Raw genomic sequence first — 25,892 nt, 5'->3', positions numbered from 1 at the left:
GAACCGACGGGAGGCGGTCCGGTCGATCGTCCGGCAAGTGGACTGACATCTACAACAGGTATCGCTTGCTGCACGGACGCAAGCTGCATTGGATACGTTGGAAATGCTGTTAGCGCAGAAGAAAGCGATCGATCGCGACCGCAGCGCCATCGGCTTCGACATCGGGGGCAACCCAGTCGGCAACGCGGCGGACGGTGTCGGGGGCGCTGCCCATCGCTACGGCGACACCAGCGTATTGCAACATTTCCAAATCGTTAAAGTTGTCGCCGATCGCCATCACTTGGCTGGCGTCGAGACCGAGCAAATCCTCCGCTAGGTAGCGCACGGCCGCACCCTTATTGACCTGCGGATGACAGGCCTCAAAAAATGTTGCTGTCGATTGTGTGAGATACATCTCGGCCGGCGTATAGCACTGCTGCAAGCGATCGAACAGCTGCGAGATTGCCTCGGGGTCTTCGCTCAACGCCAGGAGCTTAGTCGGCTCGGAGGTTACCAGCAGCGCGCGTAAGTCGCTAACGACGATATCGGTGTTGCTGCGCTGTCGGTAGGCCTCGGTAGCAGGACAGAGGTGTTGGACGTGCAGCGTGTCGTCTACGTAGAGATGCACCCCCAACGGGAGCGGCATTTGTTCGCAGACCTCTAGCAGCTGCAGTGCAAGCGCGGACGGCAGTCCCAGGTGATATAGCCGCTGTTGCTTTCTCAAGTCTTGGATCCACGCTCCGTTATATGCCACTAGCGGTTGGTCGATTGCGAGAACCTCGGCGAAGCGCCGGGCCGAGTGGTACATGCGCCCGGTTGCGATCGTTACGCAAATACCCCGCTCCCGAGCGGCTCGGACTGCCGCTCGCACATGGGGCCGTACGTCGTTGGATTCGCCCGCGATGGTGCCGTCGATATCGAGCACGAGGAGCTGGATATCCGTTGGATCGTTACAGTCACCCATAGTCATTAATCTTGCTGGTGCCAGCGCTTACCGCTATCAGCCTACCGGCAGACGCGCGAACGCGCTCGGCGACCTTTAAGTCCAGCTGAGCAACTCGAACGGCGCAGGTGACGATCGCGCGCTGGGGCAACCCTTTAGAGTTCCCTTACACGCGGATCCAACCTTTGTGCTATAACCCACGTGTTGTTCGCGCGCGAAAGAGTAATGTTTGGCAGGATACAACGCCCGCACTGGCTGCAATTCCGAAAGCCGCATCGCTTCCTCGCCCTCTGTTTTGCGGCGATCGCGACGGTTTACACCCTCTCTTTTATTTACACGACGCGCTCCGCATCGGCTGCCTATCCAGCCGCAGAGTTACGCGGCGTATGGTTGACGAATGTCGATAGCGAAATTTTATTCTCCAGCAAAGGCACCCGCGATGCACTCGATCGCTTGGCTAGGCTGAACTTTAATACGATTTACCCCACCGTATGGCAGAACGGCTACACCCTGTTTCCCAGCCAAGTGACCCAGAGCGAGTATGGCGTGACGGTCGATCCGGCAACCAGTGAAGGCGGACGCGACATGCTTGCCGAATTGGTCGACGGCGGACACGCGCGGGGGATGACGGTCATTCCCTGGTTTGAGTTCGGATTTATGGCTCCCGAGGACTCCGAACTCGTCCGACAACACCCCGATTGGTTGACCAACCACTACGACGGGTCGTTTGTTCAGCTCAAGGGCGACGGCACCTTCCGCGCGGTGTGGCTCAATCCGTTCAACCCCGAAGTGCAGCAATTTATCCTCGATATGGTGCTCGAAACCGTCAAGACCTACGACGTCGACGGCATCCAATTCGACGATCACTTCAGCTTGCCGATCGACTTCGGGTACGATCGCCTTTCAATCCGACGGTTCGAGGACAGCCTGCACGGTGTCAAACTGTCGGATGCCCAACGTGCCCATCAGTGGACGCGGTGGCGAGCTAACGAACTGACAGCGTTCATGCAGCGCCTTCACGACGAGGTAAAGGCGATCCATCCAGACTGCATTATTTCGCTTTCGCCGAATCCGTTTCTGTTCGCACTCACCTCGCACCTACAAAACTGGTTTACCTGGCAAGAACTCGGCTTAGTGGATGAGGTTGTCCTGCAGGTCTACCGCGATGACCTCCAGCGCTTCGTCTCCGAACTCGATCGCCCGGAGATCCGTTTGGCACGCGCACGGGTGCCGATTTCGATCGGGATTCTCAGCGGCTTGAAGAATCGCTCGACGCCAATTAACGTCGTGCGAGCGCAAGTCCAAGCGGTCCGCGATCGCGGCTTTTCTGGTGTATCCTTTTTCTTTTACGAAAGCCTGTGGAGGTGGGCGCGCAGAGAGTCGTACTTCGATCGCGAGAGGGCGCTGTATCAGTTGTTCGCGCGACCCCTCTCGCGTCCGGTAATTCCCACGAGTTAGCGCCGGCACATCTCCGCTTGCCCGGCTGCTGGCGATGCCGCACCTCGGGCACAAATGTTGCATGAGGTTTGCGTTCGAGCGGCTATACCTGACGGGTTCCTAGGCAATGGTTGCGGTCGAGCCTGAAACCGCGACAATTTGATTGTGTCCCCGAGTTCCACTCTTGCGGTTTTTCCGCAACCGATTTGTTGCCGTGCAACCCACCATCACCTCCATCGAGCTGCAGCAATTAGCCTCGGGCGATCGCCTTGCGCTGCAGGTATATAAATTCGTCGGCGCGCAACCCGGCAAAAAAGCTTACGTCCAAGCCAATCTCCACGGGTGCGAAATTGTCGGCAATGCAGCGATCTTTGACGCAATCGAGTATCTCGGCACCCTTGACGCGGCAGACTTGTGTGGCGAGATCTGGCTGGTACCGACGTGCAACCCGCCCGCCACCAACCAGCGCGGGCACTTTTTTTCGACCGGTCGTTACAACCCCTACGACGGACGTGACTGGAATCGAATCTTCTGGGATTACACTGCTGAAGCCAAGGACTTGCCGGACTTCGCCCGCGATCGCCTCGATTGCGACCCCGATGCCATCCGGGGCGAGTTCGTCGATCGCATCCGCACCGCCTGCGATCGCGCCCACGGACGCATCGGCAGTCACAGTAGCCTGCCTTATCGCGAGCGGTATCGCTATCGCCTGCAGTCGCTGTGCTTAGACGCCAACTATCTCATCGACCTGCACGCGTCCAGCAATCGCGGCCGAGAATATCTCTATTGCTTTCAGAGCCGCGAAGCAAGCGCGCCCGACTTCCTGATCGACTGCGGCGTGTTGATGCCCACCTACGATGGATTTGCCTTCGACGAAGCCTTCATGAAACCCTGGCTTGCCTTGGAAGCAGCCTTTGCCGACCTCGGACGCACCCTGCAGTTTGATGTCGAGGCTTGGACCCTCGAACTCGGTGCGGGCAGCACGATCGCGCCAGCGTCGCGAGCGCTCGGCACGCGCGGGATACTCAATTACCTCGCGCGCAAAGGGATGCTCGCGCTACCCGACTTGCCACTCCCTGCAGCCGAGCTACCCGACGTACGGTTTTTCACTCGCGAGCAGATTCGACATTATCACGCACCGGTCGGCGGGATGGCGGTCGATCGCCTCGACCTCGGCACGATTGTCCGGGCAGGCGACCTCCTGTACCGGCTGCAGTGCTTCGATCGCGACGGCAACCTGCCCCACATGCACGATGTTCGTGCGGAAGCCGACGGTCTCGTTTTCGACATTGCCGTCAACCAATCGGCCAACCAAGGCGATTATGTACTATCGATCCTGGAAGATGAGTCAAAATAACCCCGACCCCGCCGCGCGAACGCCCGAGCTGCAGCCATTATCGTGATCGACCCCACCCCAATCGACCGTAACCCGACCGCATCCAACGTCCCTGAAGCTGACGCGGACGCCGGTCCGGCAACTACCGGGCGGCACGTCGTGCCCGGACCCGACGTCGGCGCGCGCGACCGCGCCTTGCCCGCACCGATCCCCATTGCCCCTGAAAGTTTCAAGTCCGGCTTCATCGGCATCGTCGGCCGGCCGAACGTCGGCAAGTCCACGTTGATGAACCAACTCGTCGGGCAAAAAATCGCCATCGCCACGCCCGTCGCTCAAACCACGCGCAATCGTCTGCGCGGCATTCTCACCACCGAGACCGCGCAGTTCATCTTCGTCGATACGCCCGGTATCCACAAACCCCACCACGAACTCGGTCGCGTCATTGTCAAGAATGCACTCGCTACCGTTGAAGCCGTGGACGTGCTGCTCTTCGTCGTCGATGGCTCCGTGCCGGCTGGGGGCGGCGATCGTTTCATCGCCCAGATCCTCCAGCGCGCTGATGTGCCGGTCGTGCTGGGTGCCAATAAGATCGACCGGCGCGCCGAGGTTGATGCCGAGGCGATCGCGGCAAGTTACACCGAACTCCGCAGCGATCGCGACTGGCCGCTGGTAGACTTTTCGGCGCTGACCGGCAGCGGATTGGACGCTCTGCTAGCCCAGCTCGACGAGCGCCTGACACCCGGACCGTATTACTACCCACCGGACCTCGTCACCGATCGACCCGAGCGCTTTATTATTGGCGAGCTGATCCGCGAGCAAATTCTTCTCCACGCGCGTCAGGAGATCCCGCACTCCGTTGCAATTGTGGTCGAAGCCGTTGAAACAACCCCGACCATTGCCAACATCCTCGCTACGATTCACGTCGAACGCCAATCGCAAAAAGGCATCTTGATCGGCAAAGGCGGCAGCATGCTCAAAAGTATCGGTAGCGCTGCTCGCGAGCAAATCCAGAAACTAATTGTGGGCAAGGTTTATCTGGAGTTATACGTACGGGTACAGCCCAAATGGCGTCAGTCGCGCTCCCAACTGGCCGATTTTGGATATGCCATTGAAGACGCATGAATTCAGGGGCGGATGAAGGCTGCGAGCGAGTTCCATGCAGTTGATAGCAGCACGCAGCTCGCCCGGCAATATCCTGCTCGATGGTGCGTTTTACTCTGCGGGATTATACGCAGAACCCAAGGTTTGGCGACGCGAACGAATGCCGTTTCGATCGCCACCTCATTGCCCGGTTTGCATTTAGAATGCTTCCAAGAAATTGGGCATTCCGCACGGACGTTGGGGACGATCTTCGGTACATTAGAAGCTAACTAACGCGATCGTCCGCAGATTCGGAGGCTTGCCGCAGGACGCAGCCGCTCGAACTCGATCGCTACGCGTGAGGTTCTGGTCGAATTCTGTTTCAGACGGGACGCCGACGCGCCAGCCGCAGCGAGGACATCAGCTATGCAGTCGGATAGGGAACAACAGTACGGGCACAGCTTGGCGCAAGCCAAAAAGCATCTGTCCGCAATCGAAAGCGGGATGCAAGCATTGCGCGATTCTCCAAGCACCGTCGATGCGGGCGCGCTGTGCCAAGCTGCTCGGGGCATCCGCGACAGCGCCCTGGCCGGCGGGCTGGCAAATATCGAGACGCTCGCGCGCGGGGTTGAAGATGCTTTCCAGGTCGTGCAGCTCGCCCAAGGCGAGCCCGTTTCGCCGCGTCTGCAGGCGCTGATTCAGCGCGCCGCCGATACGCTTAAGGGGTTGGTGGAAATGCAGGAGATGGCCCTGCTCGCACCCGAGTCATCTTACCTAACAGAAGATGTCGAGCGCGAAGTCATGGCCAGCATCCAGCCGGTGTTGGTTGAGATGCAGGAAGCTCTCGAGCAGTCCTTGGCAGCAGCCAGAGTCACGTCCGAGTCGCCCTTCGCCGACTTCATCGGCAAAGTCCGTCTGGAACTCGAGCGCCTAGCGGCGATCGCTGAGAGTAGTAGTGCCGACGGCCGCCGGACTGAAGTGCAGGCACGCTGCCAACAGTTGCGACTCTTGGGCGAGCGCGAGGGAGTTCCCGGCTGGACCAGCCTGCTCGAGACCGCCCGTGCCGCAGTGGCTCGCACCGATCTTCCCGTCAGTACCGCCGCCCGCGCCGCGATCGCCGACATCCATCATGCTTGCGAGCTACTGCTGGCAGACCGCCTCCACGATATCCGTGCCAGCGCAGCCTTGAAAGCACTCGCTACGCCTTCTCAGGAGCGCACCGCAGCATCCAGTCTGGACGACCTCGCGATCCAGGATGCCCTGGCAAATGCGCCGACTATCGATGAAGATTTAATGTTTGCGGCTCTGAGCGCTGACGAAGCGAGTGAAGCACGGGCTGCTGGTAGCGAGCGAGCAGACGACGACTTCGACTACGACGCATGGGATGAAGCCGAGGACGATTCATTGCTTGTGAGTTCCGAGGGCAGCCTCAAACCCCATGGCAACGCCAACGCCATGGAGGAAAGCGACGAGTTCGCACAGCTGTTCGGTCAGGACTACCCCGATGCTGCCCCGGCAACGCGACCGGCATCTGCTCCACTTATCGCTGAGGAGGCTGCCATTGCCGACTGGGGAACTCATGGCTCGGATGCCGTGATGCCTGCAGGCGAGATCGATCGGGGAAGCGAGTCCGACCCTATCACTATCATTGACGGTTCGCCCGTCGATACCGACGACGAGGTCGACTGGCTGACGACGCTTGAAGGTCCGAACTCGCTGGAGTCTGGGACGTCCTCCCAACGTGATGGCGATTCCCTCGATAGCCTGGAGGAACTGTTTGCCGACGAAGCGGAAGACACGTTTATTCAAGATGACGAAGATCCAGCGGTTGTGGCAGCCGCTTCTCGCGCGTCCCTCGCAGGCTTCCCGTTGGCGTTCTACCCCACATTTGACGCCCTAGATGATTTGATTGCCCAGCCAGCCGCTCCTGCGGCGATCGATTTCGAAGCCCTCGAGCAAACGATCGACAAACCTGCGATCGCGATCGCCGGCTCGCAACCCAACGTCGATCTAGAAGCCACGAAGATGCTGACCGTTACCGGCGATGAGCGCTTCGAGGATGCCGACTTCTTCGATCTCGAAAGCCTGTTGCCGCAGATGAGCGAGTCGGGTCGCGCCAAGGTCAGTGCCCCCTCTCTCGGCAGCACTCGCGGTGCCCCGGGTAACCCACGCTCTGCCGGCTTCGAACAAACTCTGAAGGTACCCGTCCGCATCATGGACGGTCTCAGCAACCTTATGGGAGAGTTAGTGGTTAGCCGCAACAATCTCGAGCAGGATCGAGAGCGCTTGCGTCGCTTTCTCGACAACTTGCTCGAACAGGTGCAGAACCTCAACGATCTCGGCGGGAGGATGCAAGACCTTTACGAGCGCTCGCTCCTCGAAAGCTCGCTGCTCGCCAGTAAGTATGCCGGCCGGCCGGCTGTGGGAACTGGTGGTATTCGCAACAGCGAACGCGTTGCACCGGAGTACGACCCGTTGGAGATGGACCGCTTCACGGGTTTCCATCTAATCTCGCAAGAAATGATGGAGATGATCGTCCGCGTGCGCGAGTCCTCTGCAGATATCGAGTTCCTCGTGGACGAGATCGACAAAGGCGGGCGCACCCTGCGACAGGTCACCACCCAGATGCAGGAAGACCTGACTAAGGCGCGCATGGTCCCCTTTTCGCAAATTTCCGATCGGCTACCGCGCGCCGTCCGCGATATTGCCCTCAAACTGAAAAAACAGGCCAAATTAGAGGTCGATGGCAAGGAGACGCTCGTAGACAAGATGTTGCTCGAGCAGCTTTACGACCCCTTAACGCACTTGGTAAACAATGCCATCACCCACGGGATCGAGTCCCCAGGCGAGCGCAAGACCTCCGGTAAGTCGGCGGACGGGAATATTACGATTCGCGCGTTGCACCAAGGCAACCAGACGCTGATTGCCATTTCCGACGACGGTGCGGGCATCGATCCCGGGCGCATCCGATCTAAGGCCATCGAAAAGGGGCTCGTTGGCGAGGCCGAGGCGCGGGAGCTAAGCGACCTCGAGATCTACAACTTCATCTTCCACCCCGGCTTCTCGACCAAAGAAAAAGCCGATGACTTTGCCGGTCGCGGCGTCGGCATGGACGTCGTTCGCAGCACTCTCAGTAAGCTGCGCGGCACAATCGCGATCGACTCGACCCCCGGTAAGGGGACGACTTTTACCATCGGCTTGCCGCTAACCCTGAGCATTACCAAGGCATTGTGCTGCCTAAACGAGCACTCGCGTATTGCCTTCCCGATGGACGGCGTTGAGGGCATGTTCGACGTGCCGGTGGAAGCCTTGCAAACCCGCGACAGCGGCGAACGGATGGTGCCCTGGCAAAAAGCAGATGGCACGATCCAGCTCCTGCCGTTCAAACCGCTCTCAGAACTGCTAACGTTCAACCGCCAGCTAACACGCGGTAATGTCTACGGCGGGCAGCGCGAGGACGGGCACGTTTCGGTTGTCTTGCTTCGCAGCCCCAGCAGCTTAGTTGCTGTAGAGGTCGATCAGGTCATGGGCGAGCAAGAAATAGTGATCAAGCAGCTCCACGGTCCGATCCCGAAGCCGGCCGGGGTCGCCGGTGCAACCGTTCTCGGCGATGGTAGCGTCATGGCGATCGCCGATACGCTCGAACTAGTCGATTTGTTCCAGGGTCGCCTCCGCCTCGATCTCATCTGTGGCAGTGGCGCGACGCCGACCGTTCCCGAGTTCGATGCGGTGGAAGCGTCGGAGATTGAGAGCGACCCGCTGGTACTGATTGTCGACGACTCGATTACGGTGCGCGAACTACTGTCGGTGAGTTTCATTAAATCCGGTTTTCGCGTTGAACAAGCACGAGACGGTCAGGAAGCATGGGAGAAGCTGCGTTCTGGATTGCCGTGCGACATCGTCTTCTGCGACATCGAGATGCCGCGCATGGACGGACTGGAGTTACTCTCCCGCTTGCAACAGGACGAGGTGCTGTCGCGGATCCCGGTGGGGATGCTGACATCGCGCGGTGCCGACCGGCACCGGCAGATGGCAGCGAAACTCGGTGCGCGCGGGTACTTCACCAAACCATACTTGGAAGAGGTTTTGCTCGACGCCGCGCAGCGAATGATCGAGGGTGAAGTCCTGCTGGACTAAAAGCTCAAGACTTGAGTCCGGTTTTGCCCACTGTCTTTGCGGACGGTCGGATGGCTCTGCGGGAGCGAGTTGATGAGTAGATCGCGAAGGCAGCGGGGAACTCGAGTGCGGTGTGGTGGGGTCGGAAAGGCGGAGCAGATTTTGACGGGAGCCAAGCAGCGTGCGCGGGATCGGGATGGGTATTAGCAGGACGTTAGGGTTAATGCTGGCGGTAGCGAGCGCGCTAGTAATTGCACCCAGTGCAGTTGCCGAACGACTGCTGAAGGTTGGAATTGTCCAGCGATTCGGCGAAGCGGACACAGACGTGCTGGAGTTGGTGGCTCCGAACGGCTCGCTCTCGCTGACCTTCGAGCAAGGGGGAGAGGCCGTTTCGCTGCAGGTGAATACGGCCGTGCTGGAGCTTGCAGCTCAGCCGCTACCCGAGCCCCAACTGTTTGAGCGACTGGTGCTCGGCGATTACGCAACTTTTGAGACGGCTGAGGCCGGCGCACGCGAATGGGAAGCACGGGGCATCGATGTGGAAGTTGCCCAACCCGGTCGCTGGCAAGTGTGGGCGCAGCGCGACGTATACTCGACGCCGCTGGTGCGCCGGCAGCTACTTAAAAATCTGCGCGATCGCGGCTATGACCTGCCGTTTATGATCTCCGAGGTGCAACAGAGCGTACCGCAGGTCGTGCTCGCAGTGGGAGCGGATCGCTACCTGCCCGAGCAATTGACCGTTACCGGAGCGGGCGATCGCGTGCGCGTGCGTGCCAATGCCGAGGATGCTTACACTTACGTCGGGAGCTTGCACCTCCAGCCCGACGCCTACGGCAGCTTCGCCCTCGTTAACCGGGTATCCCTGGAGGATTATCTGCGCGGTGTCGTTCCCTACGAGATCGCACCGGGAGCGCCGGCCGCCGCGATCGCCGCCCAGGCGATCGTCGCCCGTACCTATGCCATGCGCAATCTGCGCCGCTTTGCGGCCGATGACTACGAACTTTGCGCAACCGTTCACTGTCAGGTGTATCGCGGAGTGAGGGTCGCCCGCGGCCAAACCGATCGCGCGATTGCGTCCACGAGCAATCTGGTGTTGACCTATGACTCTGAATTGGTAGACGCCCTGTACTCCTCGACGACTGGCGGCATCACGGCACCCTTCAGCGATATCTGGGACGGCGATCCCCGACCGTACCTGCGCGCGGTGATCGATGCACCGGGGCAGGTGTGGGATTTGCAGCAACTGCCTTTGTCCGACGAGCAGACGTTCCGCAAATTCCTGAGTCTGCAGCAGGGCTTCAACGAGAGCGGCACCAGTGCTTTCCGCTGGCGGCGGCAGAGCAGTCTCGACGAACTGGCCGGCGACTTGCGCCGCTATCTCGATCGCTCCGGTCATCCAAAGGCGAACTTTGCCCGCCTGAAGACGCTAGAAATCGTCGAGCGATCGCCGTCGGGACGCATTTTGCAACTGGACGCGCTGACGGACCTCGGCATCGCGGCGCTGCGGAAAAACGAGGTGCGCAGTGCCTTCGGACCGCCGCGCAGCACGTTGTTCTATCTAGAGCCGTTGACTGACTCCAGCGGAGCGCTCTCTGGATATACTTTTGTCGGCGGCGGCTTCGGTCACGGTGCCGGGTTGAGTCAGTATGGATCCTACAATCTCGCGCGCTTGGGTTGGTCGCCCGAACGAATTCTGGCTTTCTACTATCCCGGTACGAAAATTCGCCCGCTCGACGAGTCGGTCGTTCTTTACGGCGGCGATTGAGCCGGATGGTTGAACCGGCCGTTTTAAGCCGTGGGACCAACTTTGCTGCGAAAATTCTACCGACATGAGGGGCGATCGCGTCTCGCAGCTGCGCCGATTCTAGCTGTGGAAAGGCACGACCAACAGCGGGAGCAAAAGCGGCGACCAAGCCGCTCCGATGGACCACCGCATCCGCTTCTGAGACTCTTCGGCCACAGCCGTCTTGTCTGATGCTGCCATCAACGCGGAAATACGCTGTGCGAGTCGCGAGGGTGGCGTATCGCCGCTCAACGCCGCACAGAGCAGTTTGGTCGGGGGCAAAGGCTGCTGCGCCAACAACAGTAATGTCTCCGCTAGAAGTAGCGGATCGACGTATTGCGTTGCCCAGCGATCGGCGCGCAGCTCGCGCAGGCAGAGCAGTTCTTCCCAAAGCTTGTAGGTGTTGGGCAGCCAAGCACTCACCCAACGCACCCAGCCGAGCCCGGCAAACCACAGCGGATCGCGAAACTTCAGGTGCCCGCACTCGTGAACGAGCACGACAGCAAGCTGCTCCGGCGTCAGCAGTGCGGTCAGCCCGCGACTGACCGTAATTTCCCCCGCGATCGCCGCTGCAAAGGGAGCATCGAGGTCGAGCTGGCGCACGCTACAACTGTCTGCGCAAGGCGCACCCGATAGGCCCGACACCTCCAGGTAAGGACGCGATCGCACGCGTCGCCGCAGTCGCCCGAGCGCGATCGCCTGCCGCAGACCGCCCGAGGCGGCCCAAGCCAGCAGCGCGATCGCCGAGCCCGCACCCAACCATCCGACCGCGAACCCGAACATCTGCCCGTCCGCACCCATGACTGCCACAGCAATTGCCGTCACCAGCACCAACGCTGGCGGCATTGCGAAATCTGTGAGAGCCCACAACCACCGCTCCGACAAGGATCCGGAGCCCGGCTCTCGAAACGCACGCCAGCACCAGGCGATCGCGATCGCCACTGCCAGTACGACCAAATGCATGGTTATATCTCCCCCGAGTGAGACCGGCGAGCAGCTTTTAACTTGCGGGCGATCGCATCGAGTTGCTCGATGCTGTCTCGGTCTAGCTCGTCGGCAAATGCCGAAATCGCGTCGGGTGTACCTACGGTCAGAAAATTCTGGAGGTGCTCGTAGGCACGAAGTGATTTAGCATGAGCGCGAGAAATTGCCGGTTGCCATCGGAAGGCGCGTTCGGAGCGATCGCATTGCAGCCAGCCTTTCTCGGTAAGGCGGCGCAGCACGGTTGTGACCGACGGTGCGGTTAACTCGCGTTCGGGGTCGTTCAGGATGCGCTGGAGAACGTCTTTGACCGTGACAATGCCCAGCTCCCAGGTGATATCCATAATCTCGGTTTCGAGGGGGCCGAGAACCAGGCGCTTTGGGCGACGATCGGGGAGTGGTGCCATTGCTGAGACCAACCGTAGGTCGGCAAACAGTATTGAGATTGAATTTAGATCGATCCTACGCATTTACACGCAATCCGTCAAAAATACGCCTGAGGTTTACGCAACAATCGCATCTGTCGGGCTAGCGTTATCAGCAAGTCAGTGCTGAATGGAAATGGTTTTTAATAACCCTTGCGCAGTTGTGCTTCTGCAGACAACTAAGCCTCACTGGTGGGAACCACCCCAACATCAAGGAAATCAATGAGGGTAATTGGGGTGCTCAAGTCCGAAAACAAGCTCTTGCAGACCGAATTATCTCATTCGCGTCGCGAATGGGATAAGGGCTGATACGGGGCGTTATGTTTCAAATCAGCAATGAAGCTAGTCCCTGTCGTTAGAGCGATGCAAAGCAGCGACGCGAACGACGCCGCGAACGTCCACGCGCTTGCCTTTCCCCGTCAGACCGGATCCCTCGAGTGGATGAAGTGCAGTCTCGCCGCTCATCCAAAGTGCATGGTGTTTGTTTGTGAGGTAGACACAGAGATCGTTGCCTATGCAATCTGGACTCAGAAAAGCGGTTTCAGACCATATGCAGTGCTCGAGCTGGAACAAATAGCTGTCCTTCCCGAACGACGACGGAGAGGAATCGCTACTCTCCTAATTAGACAATCTTTGGAGCTTGTTAAGCGAGAACTTGATAGGCGTGGGGCCAAGGTGAAGGCGATTACCGTGTCGACCCGGACCGACAATTCGGCACTTCGACTCTACCAACGAGCGCTCGGAGCAAGGCATGTCGCAACAATTGCAAACTTATACTCAGCGGATGAAGCGATTTTGGTTGCGCGAACCCTAGGTTCGCCAGATAGAGCTGAACCTGATGCATCTTCTATAGTTGGGTGACGGAATCAAGATTTTTTTCGGTTGAAAAAGCAGAACTTCAGATTTAGAAAACCTATCCGCTGTTTTATAACTGTCGTAATTTTTATCGACAGTTGCCTGATGCTAAAAGGACATTTGAAAAGTCCTCATCACATGCAAGAAAACCCACACCGTCTAATACAAAATTCGGGATATTGTGATGCGAGTAGTAGGTGTCAGGTTCGAGAGATGAGTCATCATGTCGCGAAAGCTCCACATCGATATCGCTGAGTCCGCTGAAGAACGAGCCTGTAAAGTTTTTTGTGTAAGCGGTCAGAGATAACCCAATAGGAGACTGCAACCATGCCCAGACGCAAGTCTGAACCCTCCGAAACCGACCAGCGCCTCAACCCACTCCTGCAGCATTACTCCCGTCCCGAGCAAATCCTCGGCGACAATGGGCTGCTCAAACAGCTCTCACCACTCGCTTGGTCGAACACGCCCTCCAAGGCGAATTGACCCACCCCCTTTAGCTTTAGACTGCCAACCCCGAAGCGCTGCCCAACAGTCGTAACGGCGACTCGCGCCAAACCGTCCACAGCAACCAAGGCAGCCTCGAGCTGCAGATTCCGCGCGACCGTCGCAGCGAATTCACGCCCGTCCTCATACCCAAAGGTCAACGTTGCCTAGTCTGGGATATTCACGAAGATTTTGACGAAGCCTCAAACCCTTGCTCTGAAGAGGCTCCAATCTACGTGTATAGAAGCGCACTGTCATTGAGCGAACAGTCTGCAAGTCTTGCAAGGCAAAAGGTTTAGGGTCTCCGCACAAGAGTTCATGGATAATCCAGGCTAGCACTCAAGAAGATTTCCGAGAAATGGACGATGCCGCTCGCGAACTGGAAGGCGGCGCTAGCGAAATTTGCCATCGAGCATCCCGAGTGTTTCACTGACTGGGTCTACTTGCTAACACAAAAAACTTGGCACCACCGGGCATAGGCACGATGGATTTCTCCTTGAGTAACCCGCCCTGAAAACTAATGTTATCGGCAACAGCGTCCGTCTAGCCTCAGGTTGACACAGAAGGCCTTCCCTCTGATTGCGGAGAAGGGGCTTTTTCTAAGGTACTAAGGACCTTTAACTTGTTGGCAAGCAAACAAGGTACTTCACAAAGTCAACAAGATTGCAGTACTGCGTCCAATAATCTGGCTGTCGATTCATTTCGTCGATTCTGAGACTGGAGCAAGCTACAATATCAGTACAGCTTGGGGACCGATTTAGTTTGGTTTTTATGACCGAGCGATCGTGAAAATCGAACAACGTTGTAATGAAGCACAAGTAAGTTAATCCGATGAACTCACGCAGAGAGGCACTTCACTCTTGGGAGAAAACTCAGATACCCCCGATCTCGGGTACAGTCTAAGTTGCCAGCTCCAGCTACTTTCTTGCGCACAGCGAGGTAAGTTTGCTTGCCCGTGCGAAATCATTATTCTATAGTATCGTAGGTAACTTGAGAAGTTGTAGCTCCTCATAATCATCGGAAAGCAAAGTTTCGAAGTTGTTTTTCTCGCGAATCATCTAGCTTTGCTATAGAAGGTGACACTCACCGTGCTCCGAGCATAGAGGTCGAAGGGCGACGCTGTTGGCTAATAATTGAGAGCCAGAGCGGCGAATCCAGTAGCAATTGAGATAGGCCGTATCGTCGCCTCCTGGTTAATAAAGCTTCATGAATCTTCTCGGTTTTGATCCTGTAGCTAGGCTCAGGGAAATTATGGCTAAACGTAGACTCACTTTACCCGTTGCCCTAATCGGTTTAACAGTCCTAGTGTCCACTGGATGTGCTCAGGAAGTACGTACTGTTCTGGTACAACATCAATTTGCGATCGGCGATCGCTCGTTTAGTATCTCGCTCCCGCCGGAGTTCCAGCGCAACCCAAACGTACCTTTCGTGGAGTTCCGGACCCCGAGAGAACGGACCGATCGCTATCTTCGTTTTACAGCCGAAATCCCTAGCTTAGAGGGCTCACATAATCAAATACGTCTTCGCCAAGGAGGCAAGCTCAGATTTAGTGTTATAACCTCAGGAGTTGGCAGTGGTGGCACCGAGGTAGAACTGTTTGGTTTCATCGTGCTCGACTCAAAAACAATAGGTATTAACGCCCACGACCAGGATGAGTTCTCTCCAAATCCAAAATGGTGCATTGAGTACTTACACACTCTCCGTGTGAAATGATAAGGATGCCTCTAACAATGGTTTCCCCCCAATCTACCTGCCAGTATTATCCATACCTGGCTGACTGAGATATCTCCTGAAACCCTTTAAATTTCTCCACGAGCTTGCGAAGCTTTGAGGCACTTGTATCAATCTTTTAACATTTTTTCTGTGGCAAAGCATCCCTAGAAATTTTAAATTCTGTCATCTTTGCGAAGGACTGAGATCGTAAATTTCTTAGGTCCTTTCTATCTTTAAAATGCTGATGTTCGAGTAGGCTTTTGCCTAAGCCATCGCCGTAGAAAACGTGGATGTTGTGCTTCGAATTTATTCGTACTTCTAGCTATAGCGATAAGTTTAAGGACGTTCGGCCGGGGTAAAACAATGTTTCCAAAAAACAATGATGACTTGTTACTCTGACGTTGGGTTCTGCATTTCGTTCGTAATATTTCTCGATAAGAAGTATCACGAACGAAGAGTTACGCTCAGCTGCAAGCATTTTCGCAACTGATTCTATCTGGGTAATGAAATGAGCGCCATTGATCGAAAGGAAGAAACGCTAAACCTTGCCTTTATCTATTTCCATGTGGTGCGAAATGGAGATACTTCGAATCAGTTTGTTCACAGCAGCGAGTTCTGAGAACTGGAAGGCTTGCCTACTGGCTTAATCGGTTGAAGGTTGCTCTTTTTCCTCTTTGGCTCTTGCGTTTCGACTGGAGGCTCCTCAAGGGCATGTTTGGGAGTATGGCGATCGCGATCGAAACGGTGAAGGAGGTTCGGTACCAAGCGGAAGCTCTACAGCAAGGAGGAAGCGTCAACTTTTCGATGCCAAGACGCCGAATCATCGCCTGATGCGGACAAGGTATTTCGACTAACGAAGTTACACGTGAAATCGCTAACAGCAAATGGAGTTACGTACTCAGGATCTCGATTTGCAGCCAATAACCTAGATGCGTTAAAATGTAAAAAATTGAACGGATAAACACTGTCGCCATAGTCAACTTTTCCGATTCATGGTTGCTTGCAGCTACCCATGTTTCTAGCGTTTTCAACCTACGAATACAAAGGGGTTTTGAGGTGTATGAAAAAAAACCACTCTGTAAGTTTCGAGCTGCTTATTGAGCCCATTTCTCATCCTATTTCGCTTCGCCAAACACCCCGAGTTTAATCTTTACAACAGTATGGGATTGAAGGGGGTACAGGATAATTGACGATCGTTAGTAGGTAATTTGAAAAATGGAGTACGATCGGGAATTCGTTGAGAACCGGCTGCCGGTGTGGAGAGCCTTATCAAATCTATTCCTAGATACAAAGTTGGAACGATCTGATTACAGACTGATTGCGAAAGAAATTAATGATACAGGTTTTTCGGTCACAGAAGTCGAACAAATTCTTTGGGAAGAAGTATTCCCTGCTTTAGCCGATAATTTGAGAATTGTAGCTGGGGAATGGTCTGGTTTCTCGGAAAACTGGCTACAGATTCAAATTATGAATGTTATGAATGGTGACGAAAAAGGAAGAAGGCTTTGGGGTCTGATGACTGTAGGGGCAACACGAAAATTAATTGGAGAAGCTTGGAGTGATGTTAAGCAGATACTCTCTAGTGGAAAATAGTATTTTCGCTTTGCCACCTGACAAATATGTGCATTCAAATAGGGCTGAGCAGAGCCGCGCCGCTGAATCGAAGCAGCATGCTTCCTGAAGTTCTCCCCTCAATCACTTGGTATAAGAGTTTTTCAGAGATTGTATTTGGAGGGCGATCGGTTATATTTACGGCAAGCAAGTACCGGTAACTCTACTCGGCGCAGGAGCGGGGGGTCGGAACTGAATCTGCTCGGACTTCCGAACCTTACTCGCGGCTAACCTTCAGGACGTTATCTACTTCAGATGAATATTGAGACAACACTGAGAATCCTTTTCAAGTATGCTGACGACTGGCAGGTTGTCTTACCAGAACCATTAAAGGTCAGCCCACAAAAACGCTGGCTCAAATGCGTCGAACACCTCATACATCACAACTCGAATGATTGCATCGGCTTAGCCTCAGTTCGGCTCAACGAAGCGACGCCAAATTTTGTTGATTTCCGACCAAGCACCCCCAAACTAAATATGTTCCCTCCATGGGCAGCATATCCTAAATCTGATTCTGTATGGGGCGGTTGGCGGCAAGGATACGGAGACGGGTACTTACAACATTGGAGCGAATGGCTATCCACATTGTCAGACGAACAATATCGGACGTATTTCGACAAATACCCTATCCCCATTGACGATCGTTTGTGGTACGAATGGTTTCAGCGCGTTCGTAAGCGCATGTTTTGAGAACGTATTTGAAAAGGTTTTGTCAAGCTTTCGATCGTGAAGTTGAACATGATCTCAAACATGGATAGGTAAGGCATTATCTAAATCTTGGTCGGCAAATATTCAATATCTTTGCTCTGACGACGGTACTGACCGACCCAGGTAAAGGTGCCTTCCACTACCCAACGTTTGGGCAAGACTTCCAACACTTTCTGGTCCTCGTGGTGCTTCACAACCTCCACTATTCATAAAATGGTTTCCTCGATTCAGGCTACTGTTTTTTCGAGTCCGGTTTCTCATGACAAAGAGAAGGTTTTTGCTGGGTTTTTTGTCGCTCGTTTAATCTTTGAATCTGAACATAGTAAAGCAAGGAAATTAAGCCCATAAAATCCTCCGCTTTGCTCCAAATTCGCTGATGAGGAGCATTTGGTTCCCAAGCCGAACTCAAGCCATGCTTTCATGACAGCAATGTAATCACTTTCTATTGGAGACAGCTACGATGGCGCGAGTCAAACTAGCATATCCTAAGATTCCCGGCAGTTCTCAGGCACCTCTTGACCGTTGCATTGCCTTCGAGAAATACGATGGTACAAATCTACATTGGGTTTGGGAGCGAGAACTGGGTTGGTACGCCTTCGGAATGCGACGTAATCGTTACGACCTCGACGCTTCAGGCATCAAGGAATTTCACGCGGCTCATCCCGGATACCCCGACGCTGTTGAGATCTTTGAGCGAGATTTTGCTCATCCGCTCGCCCAGATGTTTCTGAGTCACCCAACTTACGTGGCTCCAGAGATCCTAGTTTTCACCGAATATTTTGGTCCGAGCTCATTTGCTGGTCTTCACAAAGAGGCCGAACCAAAACGGCTCGTGTTGTTCGATGTAGCTGTGGGAGATGCGATCGTTCCGCCAGCACAATTTATCGACGACTTTTCACATCTCAACATCGCTCGCGTAGTCTACCGTGGCAAGCTCACGGGAAAATTCGTTGATGACGTTCGCGAAGGTCGCTACGATGTCGTTGAAGGGGTAGTTTGCAAGGGTGGCAGCACACCTGATACCCTTTGGATGCTAAAAATAAAAACACACGCCTACATGACCAAACTCAAAGAGGCATTCCAAGAAAATTGGGAGTCGTACTGGGAATAAGGCAAAATAACAAGGTGTTGTTCCCGATCGCCAAAGACCTTTCTCCGGTAGTACAACGAATGGCGGCACGTGAACCTAATCGTTCGATCTATGAAATTCGATCGCTGAATAATGAGACTCCAGTCGAACACAATCGGTTATGTAGACAATCCGACGGAGAAGGACATCCAACGCTCTTTTCATGATGAATGGGAAGATGTTGCTGGCAACTTCTACGCGCTAATTCGAGACGACGGAACAACACTTTGCTCTATATCCGGTAATTATTTAAAAGATTTCTCACTTACTCTCGGAAACCAAGCCGGCTTGTTTCAGATTTGCCAGGCAGACTTTTCACGAGATGAAGCCGAACAGTATTTTCTCAGGTTCTTCCGTGGTGACGATTCATGGATTGAAGACCTGGAGTGGAAGGAAAAAAGAAGGAGATCTTTGGTGGATATGATTAGCAGTCTTTTCAAGAAGGAACGATCCAACTAGGTATTTGAGCTGACCTCAGTCAACCTTCACAGCTCAATGCAGTCGTTAGGCAACAAGGAAGTTACATTGCTGCGTTCTCTACTAAACCTCTTTGGCGCGTCCTCCTCGTCAGTTTCACTAACCGACGACCGGAAGCGTATTGACCGCGAACTATCGAGACACCGGATTGCCTTTGACAGGGTTTCCGCTGCAGAACTTCTCCGCACCCACCCACCGAAGATTGAAAACGCGAAAAAGCGGCTGGTTTTCGATATAGCTTTGGCCAACCACCCTAATGCGGAAGTAACGGTAGAACGCTTCAATGAGATCCCGATCCCCGAGGCTTTTCAGCCGTATTCGCCGCTAACCGCAGTAAAGGCAAGCAAAGGCTACTTTCGTTACTCCGTCGGGGACGCGCACCACTGTCACATGAACTTTGCCTACCACGACCTGTTCAGTGGTTACGGACATTTCATGTTTGCCCAGGATGAAATCCAGGTTGCGGAGCACCCACTTCTAGCCTCCGTTCGAGAATTGATGCTAGCGCGTGCGGATCGACTCCGCCCGAGCACCGTTGAAGATGGCGCTCCAACGCCGATTATCATTCGCTCCGTACCGCGAACCATTAGCATTGACACCAGACAAATCTACGGAGCACGGTTTGCCCGATCCGGCGATCGCTTGATTCGCGACAGCATCAACCCGATCGACTCACCTCAGTTGTCAAACATTCTTGCTATCGAGGCACCGATTTCCACGGGCAATCGCATCTACACGCGATCGGAAATCGAGAAAGCACTAAGTACGGCCTTCTCGGGATTTAGAGCATTCATCTTGGGGTATACAGGTTCATTCACCAATCCAATCGTTCTGCACACAAGTAATTGGGGTTGCGGGGCATACGGCGGCAATCGGCAGCTGATGATTTCCATTCAAATTATTGCTGCATCGCTAGCTGGAATTTCGGAGATCGTATTCTACTGTGGAGCCGATCCAACAGATTCGATCGCCGAGTATGAGTTGCAACTTAAGAGTCGATTTAAGTTTCGTCCTGGAGTCAAACTTGCGAAAGTTGTCGATCGACTGGTCGCATCTGCATTCCCGTGGGGCACACCCGACGGCAACTGATGAGTAGAGCGGCTAACAACGGCATGAACCGGAGTGCCGATCGTCGACACATTTAAATTTAAACAACGCCAACCCTAGCCACCCATTTCACTTCGCGTTATGCTCCGCCCGTTCTCCTCAGTTATTTTGTCAATTGAGGAGTTGCATCAGAGCCTGGCTTGTTGGGGGGGCGATAGGCTATGCTTTCAGCAAGCGAGTCTATGCAAACCTATCGGGTCGTTAAAGCTGACACGGTCGGAATTGGATCTTCTCGCCCTTCCGAGCCTGGCTTGGCTCACATTCGAAGTGTTCGGTGTTAGATGTCTTGCGCCACTGCGGTCTTCGTGCCCAACGTTTCAGAACCCGGAATCTACCTAAGTGGCGCGCGGGTGGCGCTTGCTAAGATGAATATCCCGACTGACCGCGCGAAGTAGGTGTATCAAGACCAGAGCTTCACCTAGCAGTGTCGGAATTGATTGAAGACAGTTCATGCTAGCCCCGACGCTCCTCACTTGGCGCAACTGCTATACCCAAAGTGGGTAAATGTACGATGGATATACTTCGATGGATGTAGCAAGCGTCTAGTAGTGCACCAGGTGGTTGCAAGAACCGGTTGAGGCCGGTCCCCACCATGAGGAGATTCGGGCGGAGCTGGACAGCGGGGTCTCTCAGCAAAAGAATCCAGACGAACGCCGCAGGAAACTAAGCCTCATAGGGAGGAAAACCGCCGAGTTTGCCATGTATCAACGCCGTACTTGCTCATGTCTCCTTGCTGCGTACGTCTCAGCACTAGTTACACTTTGTTGGGGTTGAACCTATGGCTCTTGAATGGCAACAAAAACAGTTGTTGAAGCTCCTCTACGAAGAGGACATTACTAGTCCTGAGAAGAGTTTCGCCGTTCATCTGAAACCTAATAAGAGAGGGATAACATGCTTCTTTATTGAAGGTGTTCAGAGAGCATCAGACGGCCAAGATATGGAGGTGTACAAGATATATCCTGCGGAATATGTGCTCCCTTTGCAGGATAGCGGGTATCTCGGTCTTCGGTATACCGGAGTGAGAAACTCCGTCTATATCACCAAAGGCGATGAGGACGTGACGAATGCCTACAAACTATGGATCACCACTGAAGGCGAGCAACTCGTCCAACGAGACTTCAACGAGAGTTAGCATAGGACGAAAGCTGATTGGCTGACACAAGTGCCTCAAACCCCGCAAGCCTGTGGCAAGATTCCAGGAGTTTCAGGAGATGGTTCTGTCAGGAACGAAAATCTCCTAGCACCTGAGTCGATTGCTTGCTGACCTAGAGAAGCTAGTGACGGTGAAATACGTCAAATCGTTAGATTTAGCACTGCGAGGACTGACCCCTTGCAAAATACTTGGATACCTCGTTTGGCGTGTCACACTGAAAACCCAAATTGCCTCATTAATGAATTTTCGATAACTCCTCAAGTCTCTCCGAGGGAGATTATGCAAGAGTTTTAAAGTGCGGCGAAAATAAGGAGCTGCAGGGGATACTCAACCCGACGGTCGCCTTGACGCCGGAACTCTTCATCGCGTCAATTGCACAAGCGCTTTATCGTTCGAAGTTAGGGATATAAAGGGATTCGATGGCGTATAGTATACCTAAAAACTTACTTTATTCCGCCCTACTTAAACACATTAAACTGACTCTTCACAACAGTGACTCTTCACAACAGTTAGGAGTGTTAGGGTGGGTGTCGATTCGGGATAATTATGCTCAGAAAGGACGGTTATGAAAAAGATCCCAACAGTGTTTCGAAGAAATCCGGACAACATGCGCGAGATCCTCGATGAGGCTCACCCTGACTGCGCGTGGGTATTCGCTGGCGAGGGGATTGCAACTCGAAAGTACGATGGTACCTGCGTCAAAGTTGAAGCCGGGAAGTACTTCAAGCGTCGCGAGGTCGGCAAAGGCAAGCCGATACCGCATGGCTTCATCGAGGCCGATCGCGATGAGGTAACGGGCAAGCGTGTTGGCTGGATCGAGATCGAACCCTGCGATCCCGAGAATAAGTGGCACATGGCGGCCTTCGATGAGTCGCTCCCCGATGGCACATACGAGCTTGTCGGTCCGAAGGTCCAGGGCAACCCTGAAGATCTTGAAGAGCACCAGTTACTCTCTCATGCCGATGCCAAGCGGTACGAGGATGTGCCCAGAACTTTCGAGGGGCTCCTTGAATGGCTGCGATCGCGTGACATCGAGGGATTGGTCTTCCACCATCCCGATGGTCGCATGGCCAAAATCAAGAAGCGGGACTTTGGCCTCAAGCGAAAGCCTTAGGAGTGCCTAACCTGGCTGACGGACAGAACGCCTGAAAACCTTGTCATGCCATCATTTGCGGCTTAGTAAAGTGGGTTGCATACCACTGAGAGAGCATGCCCCCTCCCCTACTTTTTTGCCGCCAACTGTTCGCCTGATAGCAACAGTACTGTCGCTACCAAGATCTGCATCACCTCATTACCTTAGCTTGGATGGTTCTGGGTCTCATTGGCAGCGAATCGTTGAATCTCAAAGCCTGGGAAGCCCACGTTCGCAGTCGCGCCCAGTAGACCCCAGGCTACCAGCGTCGCTGGCACCGCTGCTTGGAAAACCTTCGCATTCGCGTGCCAGCTCTCTACGTACCCCTGCCCCTGTCAGCAGTTGACCCCGAGCCCTGTTTTGCGTCCAAGATGGCTCGGGCTAAACATGACATTCGAATCTGAGTTTCCTGCATTCGCTCCCTTCACTGCTATGACATAACTGAACGAGGTTTTCAGAGATGTGTCAGTCAGCCAGCTGGTTAATTCCAGAGGGTCATCAACCATCCTCCGAGGTGCGATCGCGATCGCTTAGGGGTCAGACCTGGGTTGCAGTTATTTGATGACGATTCTCCAGGTGTGCGACTCCGAGCATGTGGGTTCGAGATCTGAGCTAATTTACTGAGCTTCGAATCCCATGAGGCTCCTAACCTTTCCCGCGTCGCTTGGAGCTTTCGGTTGGTAATACCAATTTGTATAAGGTCTACGACAGATGAGGTAAACAATCCCAAGGAGTAACCGATCCCGATCCGCCATCTGTCGCAGCAGTTCCTAGATTTCGTATAAAATCGACAGATTTGCAGGTCGGTGTAGGCCCAGTTCCTCTGTTGCGAGATATCAAAAGCTCGATTCGTTGGCGTTGGCTGCAGAGCTTGGATCTCCGAGCGCGGTTTTATTAGCAGGCTAGGCTGGAAAAGCCTGACGCTTTCCGTTTTTTGGGCAAGCCCGTTAAGTTCCACCTGACCGTCGGCGAGCTTAAACTACCAAGCGATCGCGGGCAATCTGCACCAAGCGATCGCTCCACTTTCGGGCTAGACGATCCGTGTGGGCTTCAACCATCACTCGCAACACCGGCTCCGTTCCAGAAGCCCGCACAAGGACGCGCCCGCCCACCCCCATCTCAGCTTCAGCATGCGCGATCGCTTCTGTCAGCGCCGTACACTGCTGCCAATTGCGTCGGCGTTGGACATCCTCCACCCGAACATTCTTCAGGACCTGGGGATAGGGCTGGAAGCTTGCATCGCGCAATTCCCCCAGCGTCGCCCCGGTGTCCTGGACCAGACACGCTAGATGTAGTGCCGCCAACAACCCGTCGCCCGTGTGACTGTAATGCCGGCAGATGAGGTGTCCGGACTGCTCGCCGCCCAGCATCGCTCCCATCTCCCACATCTGCGCCTGCACGTAACGATCGCCTACTGGCGTCCGAGTCATCGTGCCGCCGATGTCCGTCCAGGCTCGTTCGAAGCCCAAGTTTGCCATTACCGTCGCGATCAGCAGATTGTCCGGCAACAAACCCCGTGCCTTAAGCGCCTTGCCCCACAAATACAACATGCAATCGCCATCGACCGCGCGCCCGCGCTCGTCCACGGCCAGCACGCGATCGGCATCTCCGTCGAAAGCAAACCCGAACTGCGCTCGGTGTCCCTGCACCGCCGCCTGGAGGACTTGCAAATCAGTCGAGCCGCACCCCACGTTAATGCGATCGCCGTCCGCGCGATCGTGTAAGCAGACGACCTCCGCTCCCAATGCCTCAAAAAGCGATGCACCGATCGCCACCGCTGCACCCCATGCCAGGTCCAGCACGACCGTCTGTCCGCTTAGGTCGATATTGCACGGCAATCCTGCCTGCAGCGCTGTCACGTATTCCCGCACCAGTTCCGGTCGCGACTGAAACTTCCCCCACGCGCCGGCCGCTGGGGCGACCCCATGCCGAATGCCGTTCTCGATCTCCGCAGCTAGCGCCGAGGACAGCTTCATGCCGTCCCGACCAAAAAACTTGATCCCGTTATCTCCTGGCGGGTTATGACTTGCCGAGATGGCGATGCCCGCTATCGCCTCCGTATGCGCGCTGAGATGGGCCACGCAGGGGGTCGGACAAAGCCCGACGTTCCAGACTTCTAGCCCCGCTGACGTCAGTCCCGCTGCCAGCGACATTGCCAGCATATCGCTGGAATTGCGCGAATCCTGTCCGACTACGACCGCTCCTGCCGTGCCTGCCGCTGCCCGGAAGGTCTGCCCCGCCCAAAAACCGATTGCCAGCGCGAGCGGTGCGCTCAGTAACTCGCCCGCACTCCCGCGAATGCCGTCCGTTCCGAACAGCGAACCATCGGGTAAGGCAACCGTGCCCCACGTCGTGGTTGCCATATTGCTGAAAGCGTGCGCGTCCCGCTCGTCGAGCTTTACATGAGATGACCGGCCATTTTGCAGCGGGGATACTACCATCTGTCACAAATCCTCACACTCACACAGTGTGGAGGATATCACGACCGGCTGGGTTGTTCCCTTAGGGCGATCGCATCTCGTCGCTAAAGTCGGCTCAGCAGGCTCGGACCGTGCGTGTCCGTGCCGCACGTATCGAACAGGCCGTAGGTCGCACTCAACTCGCGAACGACTCGAGTCTGCATCGGGCTCGGTTGCCAAGGGATAGGATTCTTGTAGGCGTAGTAAGTCTCTACGCCGTCGACCCCCAGTCTCGCGGCCGCTGGAATCAACTCGGTCACCGACCGACCGTAACGTGCTGGATGCGCTAGCACGACCATTCCACCGGCTTCGTGCAGCGCGTTGATGACTTCTACGGCCTGCACTACGGGCACCGCACTGCCCTGGAGGTAGCGCGATAGTAACCGGCAGTCGGGATCGAACGCATATCCGAGCAGGTGGACTTCCGTTCCATCCAACCAGCCGTTGATTTCCACGCCCGACCACAAATGCGGTAGCGATCGCTGGGGGCAGGCGCGCGCAATCTGCTGGAGCCGCTGCCATGCCCGCCCGAAACCGGAAACCCGGTGGTGATCGGTAATTGCCAACCCTGCCAAACCCAGCTCAATTGCCTGCTCGATGAGAACTTCGGGCTCCAATTTGCCATCAGAGCAAACCGTATGCAGGTGAAAGTTGTACTGCCGGGGGCAACTGTCGGCGTCAACCGTCGCCCAGGCTCGCCGCAGGGCATCCGCAGCCAGCGGATCGCCTAAAGAACCTGTAGATAAGAAACGGGACTGGATCGTACTCGTTGCACTCATGACTGAATGTCCGTGCGAAGGATCGAGAGCGCGTTCCAAAAAAGCAGAAGGACTAATGGCAAGAATTGTTGCAAAATTGTTACTTACACCATAACAGATGGTTTCCTCCACCAACTTGTAGCGTGTGATACTGTTGTTTGCGAATTGCACGTAGATTCTGGTAGCTTTGGCCGCCAAGAAGCGGTGGAGAGGCGATTGTAGCCTTT

Annotated in this window: 20 protein-coding genes; 14 read left to right on the top strand and 6 right to left on the bottom strand. The window is 55.1% G+C overall.

Annotated features, from left to right (window positions below; genetic code table 11):
- Nucleotides 1-109: 109 nt before the first annotated feature.
- A complete protein-coding gene (locus KR51_RS10580) occupies nucleotides 110-949 on the bottom strand; it encodes a Cof-type HAD-IIB family hydrolase (RefSeq protein ID WP_040655915.1) in 840 nt (279 codons plus the stop codon).
- A gap of 198 nt (nucleotides 950-1,147) precedes the next feature.
- Between KR51_RS10580 and KR51_RS10575 the strand changes: the two genes are divergently transcribed.
- From KR51_RS10575 to KR51_RS10555, 5 genes are all read left to right on the top strand, one after another.
- Complete coding sequence (locus KR51_RS10575; protein WP_022607564.1) at nucleotides 1,148-2,380, top strand: glycoside hydrolase family 10 protein; 1,233 nt, start codon at nucleotides 1,148-1,150, stop codon at nucleotides 2,378-2,380.
- Between the two features lie 193 nt (nucleotides 2,381-2,573).
- On the top strand, nucleotides 2,574-3,716 hold the full coding sequence (locus KR51_RS10570; RefSeq protein WP_040655944.1) for a succinylglutamate desuccinylase/aspartoacylase family protein: 1,143 nt from the start codon (nucleotides 2,574-2,576) through the stop codon (nucleotides 3,714-3,716).
- A 174-nt stretch (nucleotides 3,717-3,890) separates the two neighbouring features.
- The gene (gene era / locus KR51_RS10565) at nucleotides 3,891-4,817 is read left to right on the top strand and encodes a GTPase Era (protein ID WP_040655943.1); all 927 of its coding nucleotides are present in this window, start codon (nucleotides 3,891-3,893) and stop codon (nucleotides 4,815-4,817) included.
- 384 nt (nucleotides 4,818-5,201) lie between these two features.
- Nucleotides 5,202-8,912, top strand: a complete 3,711-nt coding sequence (locus KR51_RS10560; protein ID WP_022607560.1) for a hybrid sensor histidine kinase/response regulator — start codon at nucleotides 5,202-5,204, stop codon at nucleotides 8,910-8,912.
- Nucleotides 8,913-9,087: 175 nt separating this feature from the next.
- Nucleotides 9,088-10,656 carry a SpoIID/LytB domain-containing protein gene (locus tag KR51_RS10555; RefSeq protein ID WP_022607559.1) on the top strand — a complete coding sequence of 523 codons (1,569 nt, stop codon included), beginning with the start codon at nucleotides 9,088-9,090 and terminating at the stop codon, nucleotides 10,654-10,656.
- Between the two features lie 99 nt (nucleotides 10,657-10,755).
- On the opposite strand, the gene KR51_RS10550 is transcribed toward KR51_RS10555, so the two are convergent.
- Together KR51_RS10550 and KR51_RS10545 are read right to left on the bottom strand one after the other, a co-directional pair.
- Nucleotides 10,756-11,637, bottom strand: a complete 882-nt coding sequence (locus KR51_RS10550) for a M56 family metallopeptidase (RefSeq protein WP_022607558.1) — start codon at nucleotides 11,635-11,637, stop codon at nucleotides 10,756-10,758.
- 2 nt (nucleotides 11,638-11,639) lie between these two features.
- A complete protein-coding gene (locus KR51_RS10545; RefSeq protein ID WP_022607556.1) occupies nucleotides 11,640-12,062 on the bottom strand; it encodes a BlaI/MecI/CopY family transcriptional regulator in 423 nt (140 codons plus the stop codon).
- 354 nt (nucleotides 12,063-12,416) lie between these two features.
- On the opposite strand from KR51_RS10545, the gene KR51_RS21295 reads away from it, so the two are divergent.
- The 5 genes from KR51_RS21295 to KR51_RS10520 all read left to right on the top strand — a co-directional run bounded on the left by KR51_RS21295 (nucleotide 12,417) and on the right by KR51_RS10520 (nucleotide 16,724).
- Entirely contained in the window at nucleotides 12,417-12,941 is a 525-nt protein-coding gene (locus KR51_RS21295; RefSeq protein WP_022607554.1) for a GNAT family N-acetyltransferase, read from the top strand.
- A 321-nt stretch (nucleotides 12,942-13,262) separates the two neighbouring features.
- Nucleotides 13,263-13,418: a hypothetical protein gene (locus tag KR51_RS19720; protein ID WP_156915085.1), complete on the top strand. Its 156-nt coding sequence runs from the start codon at nucleotides 13,263-13,265 to the stop codon at nucleotides 13,416-13,418.
- 38 nt (nucleotides 13,419-13,456) lie between these two features.
- Complete coding sequence (locus KR51_RS21290; RefSeq protein WP_156915087.1) at nucleotides 13,457-13,717, top strand: transposase; 261 nt, start codon at nucleotides 13,457-13,459, stop codon at nucleotides 13,715-13,717.
- Nucleotides 13,718-14,624: 907 nt separating this feature from the next.
- Nucleotides 14,625-15,131 carry a hypothetical protein gene (locus tag KR51_RS21285; RefSeq protein WP_040655913.1) on the top strand — a complete coding sequence of 169 codons (507 nt, stop codon included), beginning with the start codon at nucleotides 14,625-14,627 and terminating at the stop codon, nucleotides 15,129-15,131.
- Between the two features lie 1,215 nt (nucleotides 15,132-16,346).
- Nucleotides 16,347-16,724, top strand: coding sequence for a DUF7079 family protein (locus tag KR51_RS10520; protein ID WP_022607548.1), 378 nt, complete (start codon nucleotides 16,347-16,349; stop codon nucleotides 16,722-16,724).
- A 788-nt stretch (nucleotides 16,725-17,512) separates the two neighbouring features.
- Here KR51_RS10520 and KR51_RS19710 read toward each other — a convergent pair.
- The gene (locus KR51_RS19710; protein ID WP_408638111.1) at nucleotides 17,513-17,653 is read right to left on the bottom strand and encodes a hypothetical protein; all 141 of its coding nucleotides are present in this window, start codon (nucleotides 17,651-17,653) and stop codon (nucleotides 17,513-17,515) included.
- 257 nt (nucleotides 17,654-17,910) lie between these two features.
- On the opposite strand from KR51_RS19710, the gene KR51_RS10515 reads away from it, so the two are divergent.
- The 4 genes from KR51_RS10515 to KR51_RS10495 all read left to right on the top strand — a co-directional run bounded on the left by KR51_RS10515 (nucleotide 17,911) and on the right by KR51_RS10495 (nucleotide 22,430).
- Nucleotides 17,911-18,561, top strand: coding sequence for an RNA ligase family protein (locus KR51_RS10515; protein WP_022607544.1), 651 nt, complete (start codon nucleotides 17,911-17,913; stop codon nucleotides 18,559-18,561).
- Between the two features lie 111 nt (nucleotides 18,562-18,672).
- Nucleotides 18,673-19,038 carry a hypothetical protein gene (locus tag KR51_RS10510; RefSeq protein ID WP_022607542.1) on the top strand — a complete coding sequence of 122 codons (366 nt, stop codon included), beginning with the start codon at nucleotides 18,673-18,675 and terminating at the stop codon, nucleotides 19,036-19,038.
- A 258-nt stretch (nucleotides 19,039-19,296) separates the two neighbouring features.
- The gene (locus tag KR51_RS10505; protein WP_198016752.1) at nucleotides 19,297-20,145 is read left to right on the top strand and encodes a poly(ADP-ribose) glycohydrolase; all 849 of its coding nucleotides are present in this window, start codon (nucleotides 19,297-19,299) and stop codon (nucleotides 20,143-20,145) included.
- Nucleotides 20,146-21,923: 1,778 nt separating this feature from the next.
- On the top strand, nucleotides 21,924-22,430 hold the full coding sequence (locus KR51_RS10495) for a DUF5565 family protein (protein WP_232214590.1): 507 nt from the start codon (nucleotides 21,924-21,926) through the stop codon (nucleotides 22,428-22,430).
- A 992-nt stretch (nucleotides 22,431-23,422) separates the two neighbouring features.
- On the opposite strand, the gene glmM is transcribed toward KR51_RS10495, so the two are convergent.
- Both glmM and KR51_RS10485 read right to left on the bottom strand, forming a co-directional pair.
- Nucleotides 23,423-24,889 carry a phosphoglucosamine mutase gene (gene glmM / locus KR51_RS10490; RefSeq protein WP_022607534.1) on the bottom strand — a complete coding sequence of 489 codons (1,467 nt, stop codon included), beginning with the start codon at nucleotides 24,887-24,889 and terminating at the stop codon, nucleotides 23,423-23,425.
- A gap of 83 nt (nucleotides 24,890-24,972) precedes the next feature.
- Nucleotides 24,973-25,686 (bottom strand): PHP domain-containing protein, encoded by a 714-nt coding sequence (locus tag KR51_RS10485; protein ID WP_156915084.1) that lies wholly within the window; start codon nucleotides 25,684-25,686, stop codon nucleotides 24,973-24,975.
- Nucleotides 25,687-25,892 lie beyond the last annotated feature (206 nt).

It is taken from the genome of Rubidibacter lacunae KORDI 51-2 (assembly GCF_000473895.1).
GTDB classification, from domain to species: Bacteria; Cyanobacteriota; Cyanobacteriia; order Cyanobacteriales; family Rubidibacteraceae; genus Rubidibacter; species Rubidibacter lacunae.
The sequence above is the reverse complement of the archived record's forward strand: the minus strand, read 5'-3'. Positions and strand labels throughout refer to the sequence as shown.

Excerpts from the sequence above, each read along its gene's own strand:
- KR51_RS10580 (WP_040655915.1), bottom strand. The coding sequence starts at position 949 with ATGACTATGGGTGACTGTAACGATCCAACGGATATCCAGCTCCTCGTG.
- KR51_RS10575 (WP_022607564.1), top strand. The coding sequence starts at position 1,148 with ATGTTTGGCAGGATACAACGCCCGCACTGGCTGCAATTCCGAAAGCCG.
- KR51_RS10560 (WP_022607560.1), top strand. The coding sequence starts at position 5,202 with ATGCAGTCGGATAGGGAACAACAGTACGGGCACAGCTTGGCGCAAGCC.
- KR51_RS10555 (WP_022607559.1), top strand. The coding sequence starts at position 9,088 with ATGGGTATTAGCAGGACGTTAGGGTTAATGCTGGCGGTAGCGAGCGCG.
- KR51_RS10550 (WP_022607558.1), bottom strand. The coding sequence starts at position 11,637 with ATGCATTTGGTCGTACTGGCAGTGGCGATCGCGATCGCCTGGTGCTGG.
- KR51_RS10545 (WP_022607556.1), bottom strand. The coding sequence starts at position 12,062 with ATGGCACCACTCCCCGATCGTCGCCCAAAGCGCCTGGTTCTCGGCCCC.
- KR51_RS21295 (WP_022607554.1), top strand. The coding sequence starts at position 12,417 with ATGAAGCTAGTCCCTGTCGTTAGAGCGATGCAAAGCAGCGACGCGAAC.
- KR51_RS19720 (WP_156915085.1), top strand. The coding sequence starts at position 13,263 with ATGCCCAGACGCAAGTCTGAACCCTCCGAAACCGACCAGCGCCTCAAC.
- KR51_RS21285 (WP_040655913.1), top strand. The coding sequence starts at position 14,625 with ATGAATCTTCTCGGTTTTGATCCTGTAGCTAGGCTCAGGGAAATTATG.
- KR51_RS10520 (WP_022607548.1), top strand. The coding sequence starts at position 16,347 with ATGGAGTACGATCGGGAATTCGTTGAGAACCGGCTGCCGGTGTGGAGA.
- KR51_RS10515 (WP_022607544.1), top strand. The coding sequence starts at position 17,911 with ATGGCGCGAGTCAAACTAGCATATCCTAAGATTCCCGGCAGTTCTCAG.
- KR51_RS10510 (WP_022607542.1), top strand. The coding sequence starts at position 18,673 with ATGAGACTCCAGTCGAACACAATCGGTTATGTAGACAATCCGACGGAG.
- KR51_RS10495 (WP_232214590.1), top strand. The coding sequence starts at position 21,924 with ATGCGCGAGATCCTCGATGAGGCTCACCCTGACTGCGCGTGGGTATTC.
- glmM (WP_022607534.1), bottom strand. The coding sequence starts at position 24,889 with ATGGTAGTATCCCCGCTGCAAAATGGCCGGTCATCTCATGTAAAGCTC.
- KR51_RS10485 (WP_156915084.1), bottom strand. The coding sequence starts at position 25,686 with ATGAGTGCAACGAGTACGATCCAGTCCCGTTTCTTATCTACAGGTTCT.